We start from the raw sequence: 11,078 nt of genomic DNA, 5'->3' as shown, positions 1-11,078 counted from the left end.
AATGGCAACACAATTGTTCTCCACCGGAACGATTCCCGGAAACGACAGTCCGCCCCAGATGGTGCCGCCGGCACCCCGCGGTGAAGTCCCCGACACCACGTCGGCTGCCAGTTATGCGCAGTCCGGTGTGGGGTCGCAGACCCACCTCGCGCCGGCCGCCGTCACACCGCCGCCGTCGCTTGCGGTTCCGGCCCCGAGTTCACCTGGGCCGGAACCAATTCCGCCGGGATCGGTACCGGTGGCACCGCGGGGGAGCGCTCCCGATCTGACTTCGGGAACGTCGGCCGGGCATGCCGGCAGCGGGCTGGTTAGCGCCTTCAATCCGTTCAACCTGGGCGAGTTCACGGTTCCCGACGGCATCCTGCCGACGGTGCCGGGGGTGCTGGCGGGTGCGGCGCCCACCGTGCCGGTCGCTCCGCGCGGGTCGGTGCCGGGCTTTCCCCACGAAGTTCCGGGGATTCCGGACCTCAGTTTCCTGTCGGCACCCGAATTGACTTCGGCGCCAACCGGAGACGAGGCGAACTACTACTTCACCTCGGCAGCTCCCGAGTTAGCCGAGCCGGTGCCGCAGATTCCGGACAAGCACGAGATCTTCGACGTCCACGCCATCCGCGCGGACTTCCCGATCCTGCACGAAACAGTCAACGGCAAACCACTGATCTGGTTCGACAACGCCGCCACCACCCAAAAACCCCAAGCCGTCATCGACCGCCTGGCCTACTTCTACGCCCACGAGAATTCCAACATCCACCGCGCCGCTCACGAGTTGGCCGCACGCGCCACCGACGCCTACGAAGAGGCCCGGGATACGGTGCGCCGCTTCATCGGAGCTCCGAAATCTGAGCAGATCATCTTCGTGCGCGGTACCACCGAAGCCATCAACCTGGTGGCCAAGGCCTGGGGCGGCAAGCACCTCAAGCCGGGTGACGAGATCGTGATCACCAATCTGGAGCACCACGCCAATATCGTTCCCTGGCAGATGATCGCCCAGCAGACCGGCGCGATCCTGAAGGTCGCCCCCGTCGACGATGCCGGCAACCTGCTGCTCAGCGAGTTCGAAGACCTGCTCGGTCCCCGCACCAAGCTGGTCTCGGCCACCCAGGTCTCCAACGCCCTGGGCACCGTCACCCCGGTGGAGAAGATCGTCGAACTCGGCCACCGCTACGGCGCCCGCGTCCTCATCGACGCCGCCCAATCAGTGCCGCACATCCCGATCGACGTGTCCGAGACCGGCGCGGACTTCCTGGTGTTCTCCGGCCACAAGATTTTCGGCCCCACCGGCATCGGGGTGCTCTACGGCACCGAAGAAGCACTCGCCGAAACCCCGCCATGGCAGGGTGGGGGCAACATGATCGCCGACGTCACCATCGAACGCTCGATCTACCAGGGCCTACCCAACAAGTTCGAAGCCGGCACCGGCAACATCGCCGACGCCGTCGGACTCGGCGAAGCCCTACGCTACGTCGAAAAAATCGGCATCGACCGCATCGCCGCCTACGAACACGCCCTACTCGAATACGCCACCCCACGACTGGCCGCCATCCCCGGCGTGCGGCTGATCGGCACGGCCGACGAGAAGGCCAGCGTGCTGTCCTTCGTACTCGCCGGCCACGACCCGATCGAAATCGGCAAAGCCCTCAACACCGAAGGCATCGCCGTACGCGCCGGACACCACTGCGCCCAACCCATCCTGCGCCGCATGGGAGTCGAAACCACCGTCCGACCCTCCTTCGCCTTCTACAACACCTACGACGAAATCGACATCTTCATCGACGCCGTACGCAGAATCGCCGAGGGCGCAGTCAACGTCGGCTGACGCAGTCCTGATCACGTCACCCGATGGGTCGCCAGGCGCCCAGAACGGCGTCCCGGTACCAGCCTGATCGGGTGCGGATCTGGACTCCGGGGAGGTTCTGGGCGTCGACGCGGCTGTCGATGACGTGTTGATCATCGATGTAGATCACGACATGTGAAGCCACGCTTGGGTTTCCGTTGGGATGCAGATAGATCAGATCGCCGGGCTGGAACGGCCATTCTGCGGGGATGCGGCTGCCCATCGGCCCTGCGCTGCCGGCGAACTGCTTGTGGACGTCGCCGCCGAACTTGATGCCCAGACCGTAGTTGTAGACCCAGGCGGTGAAATTCGAGCAGTCCAGCCCTCGCCCGGCGTCCCATGCGGTGGTGCTGCGTGGCGCGTCGGTGTCCGGATTCTCTTCGGCGTCACCGGCATACGTCGACGTGGGTGGATCCCAGCCCGGGATGTGGTGGTGGCGGTACTGCAGGCCCAGCGGGTTGTCGGGAGTGTTGAGGTAGCGCATCGCGACCGCGAGGACCCGCTCCTGCTTCCACGTCGCGGGGTCGCAGCCGGAGTCCTGGGGGATGACCGGCGGCGGATACGTGCTCGCCGCCGGTCCCCATCCACCGTTCTTGTACCGTCCGGCGGGCGTTGTCGTGTACCACTGGTCGGTAGCGACGGGGGACTGCGCCAGCTCGTCGCGTGCCGCGAAGTCAGATGTCAGCGAATCCCAGCTGCACGAAAAGGGATAGCCGCCGGTGTCGGCGTTGCCGAGCCCAGGGGCCACGAGGACCGTCGTAACCAATAGGGTCAGCATCATCAGGAGCGAGCGCGTTCGAAAGGTCATCACGGCCCCCATCATTCGAGCGGTGCAATCTCGCGATCCTAGGCGGGCCCGGTTGCCGGGTGGTGCGGAATCGCCCGAGCTGCTCCGCAGCGGTTGGGCGATCGGTTGGCGTCAACCTCGGATGGTTACACGCGACGTCGAGCTCGAGTTGCACCTCGGTGAGGAGACAGCATGGCTATCAGACAGACTCCGCCGTTCCGGATCATCGCTGAGAACGCCAAGGCCTACCGGGCGGCGAATGTGGCTGTCTACGGGACACTTCTGGCCGGGTTCGGCGTAGGGCTGGCATTTCCAAAACTCAGCCAGGCGCAGCACAGGCGGTTACAGGATGACGGGACAGCCGATCTCGTCCAGTCGCTGATCGCCAACCCCTGGCTGTTCGCACTGACGATTCTCGCGGTGAACACCCTCAAGATGGGAGCGCTGACCATCGTTGCGCCGTCGTTGATCGTGCCGTTCGCGGGCATTGCGTTCTTCGCCTACTGGGCCTTGGCCACAGGGATGACGCTCGTTCCTGCGCAAGACATCGGCTGGGTGGCTCTGATACCGCACTCGCTTACGGTGATCGTCGAATTGCAGCCTACCTGCTGCTGCTGTTGGGTGTCTATCTGCTCGGCAAGGGCTGGGTCGCACCCGGGACCGTCGGCGCCGAAAATCGCCGCCAAGGCTACCTTCGAGGGCTGCGGGACCTCGGCTGGCTGACGCTTCCGGCCCTGGCTCTGCTCATCGTCGGTGCGGTGTACGAGGCGTTCTCATTGCGCTACTTTGTACACCCGCTGGCCGAGTGGCTGTTGTAGCCGGGGGAGCGGTGCTGACTGCTGGCTGCATGTTTGTGACGGCTCATGCGACGCTGCTGATGATCGCGATAACCAGCCCGATCAGGGTAAGTACTCCGACCAACACGGCGGCGGCGATCGCCCGCCCCCGTCGGTGCCGGCGTACGTCGTAGATCGCGACCGCGATGCCGGCGAAGATCAACGCTGCATAGGCCGCCAGCCCCGTCGTCAGCGCCGCCGTTGACGCGGCGCTGGCCAGGATCTCGTTGTGCACGCCGTGAGCCTACGGCGCGAACGGAGCATTGCTGCGCCTGGGAAGCACCGCCAGCTCAGCCCGTTCACTCCAAGGGCTCGGGCGTGAAGGTGACATCGACACCACCCACGCTCATCGTCACCTGGCTTTCCATCACCATCACCTGGGCCGAGACCCGTCGATCGACACTCTGGGCCAGTTGCTGCACCGGTTCGTGCGGTATCTGCACCACCGACAGGTTCCGCAGCCCCGCCACTTTAGGTCCCACGGTGCGCCACCAGGTGGCCACGCCGGCTGCGAACGGGAACAGCAGCACCTCGTCGGCCTGGCTGGCCGCCTTGCCCAAGACACGTTCATCAGGCTGGCCAACGGTGATCCACTCCAGGATCCGGCCCGTGAAGTCCGCGAGTCGCAGGTCCGGCACGCCAGGGGTGGATAGGCCCGCCCCGAACGCCAAATCACCGTCGACATCACTGAGCCGGTGCGCGCGCAGCCCAAATGCCAACAACCGCACCACCATCCGCTCGTCGGTCTCACTGGGATGACGGGCCACGGTCAGCGTGTGATCGGCGTAGTAACCGTGATCGACATCGGAGACGCCAAGTTCGACTTTGAACACTGTTGCAGAAAGGGCCACGTCATAGTGTCCACCCTGGTGCTGTTCCCCGAGTAGTCAGGGCGCTGTCGTATCTCCTCGCCGCCGAGGGCAGCGAAGCGGCCTAGAGTTGCCCAAGGGGCCGGCAGACGTTGGACAACGGGTTCCAGTACTCACCGGGCGCACAGTTGTCCGCCGGACGCGGCGTCTGGCAGGTGTTGGTGATCGGGTCCCAGAACTGTCCGTTGGGGCAGTTTAGGGGCTCTGCCGAACCGATCCCGGCTCCGAACAGTGACATGGCAGCAATGGGAGCGGCGGCAAGGAGGGCGCTGCCCGAACGGCCAGAGAATTTTCGCATGGGTTGATCTTGCCCGACGGGGGATGCGGGAGCGATACCCCGTCAGCCGTTGTCCCGCCACGCCAGGACCTGCTTGAGGGACGTGAGGTCGTAACCACTGTCGGCGGTGAGTTCGGTCTGGAACAAAGTCACTCCTGCCTCGCGGAAACCATCGGCGCTGGCGGCGTTCTCCCAGAGCGTCGAGCGTTCGATATCGGCACCGTTGCGGCCGAAAGTCGATGCAAGCTCGTCGACACGGTCGCTGGACCGGCGGAACGCCTCGAGATCCTGGAATGCGTGCCAGATGTCGGCGTGCCGCGCAACAGCGGGGAGCGACCGCTTGGGCCCCGTGCCTCCGATGAGGATTGGGAGCTTGCGCACCGGCGGCGGAATCAGTGCGGCGAGCCGGTTTTCGATGCGGATCAGGCTCTCGTCGAACAGATCGAAGCGAGAGCCGAAGCTGCCGAAGTCGTAACCGTAAGTGGTGTAATCCTTTTCGTACCATCCAGCGCCGAGGCCGAGGATGAGCCGGCCACCGCTGATGTGGTCGACGGTGCGCGCCATGTCGGCGAGCAGGTCCGCGTTGCGGTAGCCGACGCCGGTGACGAGGAGCCCGATCTCGGCGTGTGAGGTGATCTCGCCCCACGACGCGAGCGCGGTCCAGCCCTCGAAGTTGGCGACGTCGGGCTGCTCGTCGAACAGGACCGGCTTGCCATCGACGAGGGCTTTCATCGCCGGGCGGTGGAAGTGGTCGTAGCCGAAGATCACGTCGACGCCGAGGTCGTCGGCGGCCACTACGGCCTCGCGCCATGTGCGGTAATCGGGCGTGCCGCCGGGCTGGATCTGCACAGCGACACGGACGGGTCGGGTCATGGATGCTCCTGAGTCGGGGAGAGGGCGACTCTTTGGCCAAGCCCACGGGGCGCGGAGTTTATTCCGGGTCGGTATCGCCCGGCCGAAGTGTAATGCCGCCAGATTGATTGACACCTGCGTAGGCCGCCCGCCCCGTGGTTGACGCGGCGCTGGCCAGGATCTCGTAGTGCACGCCGCGAGCCCACGGCGTGCATCGTCAGTTCCCGACAGCGAGGGACTTACGCAGTTGCTTGTCGAATGCCACACGAGGAACGAAGCGGCGCATGGCGCTCAGCTGTCGCGCGGAGCCGGCCGGATAACGCAATTTCGGATTGTTGTCCGTCGCGGCGGCCACGATCGCCTTGGCGACAACCTCGGGATCGTCGCCGTTGTTGACTTGATCGGCCACAGCCTGATTCGAGCGCCGCCGCCGATTCTCGTAGGCTGGCAGCGGGTTATCGGGTTCAGCTGTGTTGTCGTCGAATCCGGTTCTGGTACCGCCCGGTTCGACAAGAACGACGCGGATGTTGTCCTCGCGAACTTCGTGGTCGACCGATTCGGAATAGCCCTCGACGGCGAATTTGGTCGCGCTGTAGGAAGCCATGAAGGGAGCAGGCATCAATCCGAAGATCGACGAGATGTTCACGATGCGTCCGCTGCCCTGTTTGCGCATCTGCGGCAGGACAGCGTTCGTCATCCTCATGACGCCGAAGACGTTGATGTCGAAGAGCCGCTGCGACTGGGCGATCGAGTTCTCCTCGCTCGCTCCGTTGAGGCCCATACCGGCGTTGTTGACCAGTACGTCGATACGCCCGAACCGCGCAATCACCGCGTCGACCGCGGCTGCCACGGATTCGTCGCGGGTGACATCGAGTTCGAGGATGGACAGGTCCTGGCTGTCGGCCGTGCGGCTCGTGCCCACCACCTGAAATCCCGCATCGGTCAGGGCACGGGCGGCGAATCTGCCGAGGCCTGATTTGGCGCCGGTGACGAGTGCGACCGGTTTCGGTGAAGTCATGCGAATGTGTTCCTTTGTTCGTGGTGAGATGTCAGGCGGGCAGAAGTCCGAGTCCCCGGAGGTCGCTGACGTACTTGTCGATCAACTGCCGGGACAGGTGGGGGATGTCGGCGTCGGCGCCGATGGCGTTCGCTTGCACGGCGTCCCGGAAGACGTCCGCGGGAGCCAGCGAGCCGAGCACCGGTGCGTCCGGACGGTGGTAAGCGGACAACAGGGGGAGTACCGAGAGTTGGCGCTGCTCTTCGGGCAGCGCACGCAGAGCGGTCTCGAAGCGGAGGAACCACTCTCCGTAGTCATCGACGAGATCGATCCGATGACCCGCTTCGATGAGCCAGTCGACGAAGACGTCGAGTGAGACGCCGTCGTCGTGTGGGTTCATCACGTCGTAGGAACGGAAGCCGCGTCGTTCACCGGAGCCCAGTGTCGTGATCGACTCGGCGATGAAATCGACGGGCAGTCCGTCGTAGTGCGCACGTGACCGTCCGCCCCCAGATGACCTCTGATAGAACGAGCCCGGCGCCAGACCCGTGACCAACAGGCTGTAGATCAGGCGGGTGAACATGTCAGGGACGTTCAGCTGCCCGGCATACCGCCGGTCGGCGAGGATCATGCCGGAGCGGAACACCGAGACCGGGAGACCGCACAGGTCGTGCGCCTCCCGCAGGAGAACTTCGCCGGCCCACTTGCTGTTGCCGTAGCCGTTGGCGTAGGAGTCGTCGACCGGGCGCTCTGCGCTGATCTCGCGGATGTCACCGTCCTCGGAGAAGACCTCTGCATCCACGGTCATGGCAACCGAGACGGTCGACAGATAGTTGACCGGTTTCAGCCGGCCGCTGAGCGCAAGCCGGATGATCTCAGCGGTTCCCACGACGTTCGGACCGAACAACTGGCGATACGGCAGAACATGATTGACCAGGGCTGCCGGATGCACGATCAGGTCGACACGTGTCGCCAAGGCGTCCCACACCTGCGGGGTCAAACCGAACTGTGGCTTGCTGATGTCGCCGGCGATGACCTCGAGGTGCTCGTTGGCCAACGCACGGAAGTGGGTGCTCAGTGCCGGATCGCCGTCATCGAAGATCTGCGCCAACCGTGCCCGTGCCGAGTCGTCGTCGGCACCCCGCAGCAGGCAGATCAGCGTTCCGCCGGTGTCGGCGAGCCGCTGCAGCCACTCCAACGCGAGGAACCTTCCCAGATAACCGTTGGCACCGGTCAGCAACACGGTGGCGGGCGCATGCTCCGTCGGTGGCGGCAGCGTCCGGGCATGGGCGAGGAGATCCTGTGGGAGGAACCTGTCCAGCGTCAGGTCTGTGGCGCGAATGGTGGTGGCGTGCGGTCCGTGCACGCTGTCCGGCGTCGGACCGAAAGGCCCGTCCTCCCTTTCCTTTTCGAGATGATCTGCAATGTCGGCAAGGGTGGTCGTCGGGCCGGTCAGCAACCCCACCGGGGTTTCGACGCCGAAGAGCTCCTGAAGGAGGTTGGAAAATGTCAGCGCAAGAAGCGAATCCCCGCCAAGGTCAATGAAATGATCGTCGCGCGCGACGGTCATAGACGCGATGCCGAGCAGCGCGGCCGCCGCTTGGATGACGGTATCGACGACCGGTTGACGGGCAGCATTGTCACGCAAGGCACGGACTTCATCGGCGCGGGCCGTCTCGAGCTCCTCGTAGAGGCGTTCGAGGGCAGCACCGTAGCGTTCCTTCAGTTTCGGGCGCAGCAGCTTGCCCACCCCCGACAGCAGCCCGTTGGCGGCACTGAACGGCACCGTTTCGACGAGGAAGTCGACGGGGATCTCATAGGGCTGCAGATCAACATCGCTGGCCGTGCGGGAGATTTCGCCGCGGATCGCCGCCTTCAGGTCATCGCTCACTTCGCCATGCCGCGTCAAGGCATCGTCGGTCGGCACGACGACCGCGACGAGAGCGGACCGTTCACTGTTGCCGTAGAGGTAGATCTGCCGGATCAGCGGCGTCCGTGCGAATTCCGCCTCGAGCTTGGCCACCGCGACGAACTCGCCCTGCGAGAGCTTGATGACATTGTTGCGTCGGTCCACGTACGCCAGCCGGTCCGGCGCCAGTTCGGCGACGATGTCGCCTGTGCGGTAGTAGCCGTCGGCGTCGAAGACCTCGGCCGTGATCTCCGGGCGTTTGTAGTAGCCGGGCATCGCGGCCGCACTCTTGACCAGGAGCTCCCCGCGAGGGTGCGGCTTGTCAGTAGCGAAATAGCCGAGCTCGGGGACGTCGACGAGTTTGTAGTCGATGACAAGTGGCCGAACCACGTTGCCGTCGGTGGTGACCGCACCGATTTCAGTCAGGCCGTAGGCGTCGACAACGTTCACCTGCAGGCAGGACTGCAGGAAGGACCGCATCTCGGCGGCGAGCGGTGCGGTGCTGACGAAGCCGGAGACGACCCGCCCGCCCAGCAACTGGTCGCGAACCTCGGTCATCGCCACCTGCTCGGCGGCGTCGAGGTCGCGACCCTCGACCGTCAGGCGGTCCACGATCTGCCGGTAATGCTGGTAGAGCATGTCGACCACACGCGGAACAAGACCCAGGTCGGTGGGACGCACCAGCGCCCAGTCCTCGAACAGCGTCGACAGGTCCGGCTCGGCAACGAAATAGCTTGTGCCGCCGGCCTGGAAGGCCGCAGACAGCGGGAGCCGTCCGCCCATGTGGTTGAGCGGCATGAAGTTGAGGTTGATGACCACCGCGTCGGGCTGCTTGAGCGGAATGGTCCACAGTGTGGCGACCATCCGCTCGGTCCACATCGCACCTTTGGGTGCGCCGGTGCTTCCCGAGGTGTACAGGATCATCGCCAGCCGGTCGTCGGGCCCGTCGGTGAACAACGGAGCTTCCGGCAGCTCGGCGCCGCGCGCGATGAGGTCGGGGAGTGTCTCGATGACGACGTCTCTGTGCGCATCGGCGAATTGGTGGCGGGCCCGGCGGAGGCGATCCTGATGGTCGTCATCGTCGGGCCGGAAGTCGAATACGACCAGACGCGACAGCCACGGCGCGTCCGCTGCCACCTCGACCGCAAGATCGAGATAGGCGGCGCTGACCGCCAGGACACGCGGGGTGGTCTCCTCGAGTATAGGCGCCAGCCGGGTAGCAGAAGTGTTGTGCTGCAGCGGAACTGCGACCAGTCCGAGGTAGCCGCACACCAGGTCGAGGGTGAGGTAGTCGGCGCTGGCGAATCCGATCGTTGCGACGAAGTCGCCGGCCACGATGGGAGTCTGCGGGTCGTGGTGCCACGCACCGGCCACGGCCCGCACCCGCGACCAGAGTTCGCGGTAGGACATCGTGTCGAAGGACGGCAGGAGTTGCGTCACGCGACGACCGGTGACCTCGTCGGCAACGGTGGTCGCCGATCTACTGCCGAGGGCTGGGCGGTCGTCATACCCCTCGACCAGCGTCTGTAGCACCTCAGACAGGCGCAGACCCGGCTGCCGGGCCGCGTCGATGACGTCCTGGCGCGGCAGGGATGCCCGGAACTGGGGGTCATGCTCGAGCAATAGCGCCACGCGGTCGGGGGAGCCGTGCGCCGATTCGACGGTCGGTTTCGCCGGAGTCTCAGTGGTCAACACGCCATCCCTCACTCGTCGCCGTCCATCTGACTAGACTTACGTCTAGTCAGACGGTAGCGCGCTGGCTTTACCAAAGGCAAGTCAGCATGGCACTATGACAGATATGACTTCCGCGACACTGGTCGGACGACTCGGCGATCGGGACTCCTGGCGGGCAGATGACTGCTCCATGGCGGCAGCGCTGGACATAGTCGGGCGCCGAGCGAGCCTGCTGTTGCTGCGTGAGGTGTTCTACGGAGCCCGGCGCTTCGACGAATTCGTGCGCCGGGCGCAACTCAGCGAGAAGATCACCGCCACCCGGCTTCGTGAACTCGTCGACGAAGGGGTTCTGGAGAAGCGTCCGTACCACGAACCCGGGCAACGCGCCCGAGAGGAATACCACCTCACCGAGAAGGGGGAGGAACTCCTTCCCGTACTGCTCGCCCTGATGCGATGGGGCGACCGGTGGGCCCGCTCGGATGGCGGCCGCGTAGGCCTGACGCATATCGATTGCGGTGCACCCATCGAAGTCGAGGTACGTTGCGACAAGGGCCATCCGGTGACAGCGGCAGATATCCAGGCTGCCCTGCGGGACCAAGCGCCTTCGGCGCACTAGGCGGGGAGATCACCGATCTACCAGGGCGAAGCCGTATGTACTCTACTTGACATAATGTGGCTTATCGGCAAAACGTAACACCAGGCCACACCCAAACGAGCACACACCCAGCTCGATGCACGCCTTCCAACTCTTTGTGAGCCGCACTCGCCGCACCCTCATCATCAACACGCACCGAGTCTGCGCACAGATCGCCATCCGGGCGGCCGCTGGCGATCTGTGCGCAGACTCGACGACGCAGACATACCGTGCGAGCCGGCCTCGTGTCGCCAGTCTCGCGACACCGAAGCCCCGCCCCGGACTCCGCTTTAATGACCGATATTCGTCACAGTGACGTATTGGGGTGGCGTCGTTGGTTGCTCCTAATCCGTTGAATATCGGTGCCTACCAACCTATTACGCCAGATCGATGCAGTGACCGGTACAAG

10 protein-coding genes are annotated in these 11,078 nt (G+C 64.9%); 3 read left to right on the top strand and 7 right to left on the bottom strand.

Annotated elements, in window-relative coordinates:
- Position 1 precedes the first annotated feature (1 nt).
- Complete coding sequence (locus HBE64_RS09525) at positions 2-1,816, top strand: family 2A encapsulin nanocompartment cargo protein cysteine desulfurase (RefSeq protein WP_243841557.1); 1,815 nt, start codon at positions 2-4, stop codon at positions 1,814-1,816.
- Between the two features lie 16 nt (positions 1,817-1,832).
- On the opposite strand, the gene HBE64_RS09520 is transcribed toward HBE64_RS09525, so the two are convergent.
- Complete coding sequence (locus HBE64_RS09520) at positions 1,833-2,582, bottom strand: NlpC/P60 family protein (RefSeq protein WP_167100820.1); 750 nt, start codon at positions 2,580-2,582, stop codon at positions 1,833-1,835.
- A 231-nt stretch (positions 2,583-2,813) separates the two neighbouring features.
- Here HBE64_RS09520 and HBE64_RS09515 point away from each other — a divergent pair, with 231 nt between their 5' ends.
- The gene (locus tag HBE64_RS09515; protein ID WP_208300603.1) at positions 2,814-3,344 is read left to right on the top strand and encodes a hypothetical protein; all 531 of its coding nucleotides are present in this window, start codon (positions 2,814-2,816) and stop codon (positions 3,342-3,344) included.
- Between the two features lie 138 nt (positions 3,345-3,482).
- Here the strand turns inward: HBE64_RS09515 and HBE64_RS09510 are convergent, their stop codons facing one another.
- The 6 genes from HBE64_RS09510 to car all read right to left on the bottom strand — a co-directional run bounded on the left by HBE64_RS09510 (position 3,483) and on the right by car (position 10,053).
- On the bottom strand, positions 3,483-3,692 hold the full coding sequence (locus HBE64_RS09510) for a hypothetical protein (RefSeq protein WP_167100817.1): 210 nt from the start codon (positions 3,690-3,692) through the stop codon (positions 3,483-3,485).
- A gap of 64 nt (positions 3,693-3,756) precedes the next feature.
- On the bottom strand, positions 3,757-4,308 hold the full coding sequence (locus HBE64_RS09505; protein WP_167100815.1) for a YaeQ family protein: 552 nt from the start codon (positions 4,306-4,308) through the stop codon (positions 3,757-3,759).
- Between the two features lie 82 nt (positions 4,309-4,390).
- Complete coding sequence (locus HBE64_RS09500) at positions 4,391-4,564, bottom strand: chitin binding peritrophin-A domain-containing protein (protein ID WP_243841556.1); 174 nt, start codon at positions 4,562-4,564, stop codon at positions 4,391-4,393.
- A 102-nt stretch (positions 4,565-4,666) separates the two neighbouring features.
- The gene (locus HBE64_RS09495) at positions 4,667-5,476 is read right to left on the bottom strand and encodes an LLM class F420-dependent oxidoreductase (RefSeq protein WP_167100810.1); all 810 of its coding nucleotides are present in this window, start codon (positions 5,474-5,476) and stop codon (positions 4,667-4,669) included.
- A 196-nt stretch (positions 5,477-5,672) separates the two neighbouring features.
- Positions 5,673-6,473, bottom strand: coding sequence for an oxidoreductase (locus HBE64_RS09490; protein WP_167100808.1), 801 nt, complete (start codon positions 6,471-6,473; stop codon positions 5,673-5,675).
- A 31-nt stretch (positions 6,474-6,504) separates the two neighbouring features.
- Positions 6,505-10,053: a carboxylic acid reductase gene (gene car / locus HBE64_RS09485; protein WP_208300602.1), complete on the bottom strand. Its 3,549-nt coding sequence runs from the start codon at positions 10,051-10,053 to the stop codon at positions 6,505-6,507.
- Positions 10,054-10,159: 106 nt separating this feature from the next.
- Here car and HBE64_RS09480 point away from each other — a divergent pair, with 106 nt between their 5' ends.
- Positions 10,160-10,651, top strand: coding sequence for a helix-turn-helix domain-containing protein (locus HBE64_RS09480; RefSeq protein ID WP_167100801.1), 492 nt, complete (start codon positions 10,160-10,162; stop codon positions 10,649-10,651).
- Positions 10,652-11,078 lie beyond the last annotated feature (427 nt).

Source organism: Mycobacterium sp. DL592, from assembly GCF_011694515.1.
Classification (GTDB): domain Bacteria; phylum Actinomycetota; class Actinomycetes; order Mycobacteriales; family Mycobacteriaceae; genus Mycobacterium.
The sequence above is the reverse complement of the archived record's forward strand: the minus strand, read 5'-3'. Positions and strand labels throughout refer to the sequence as shown.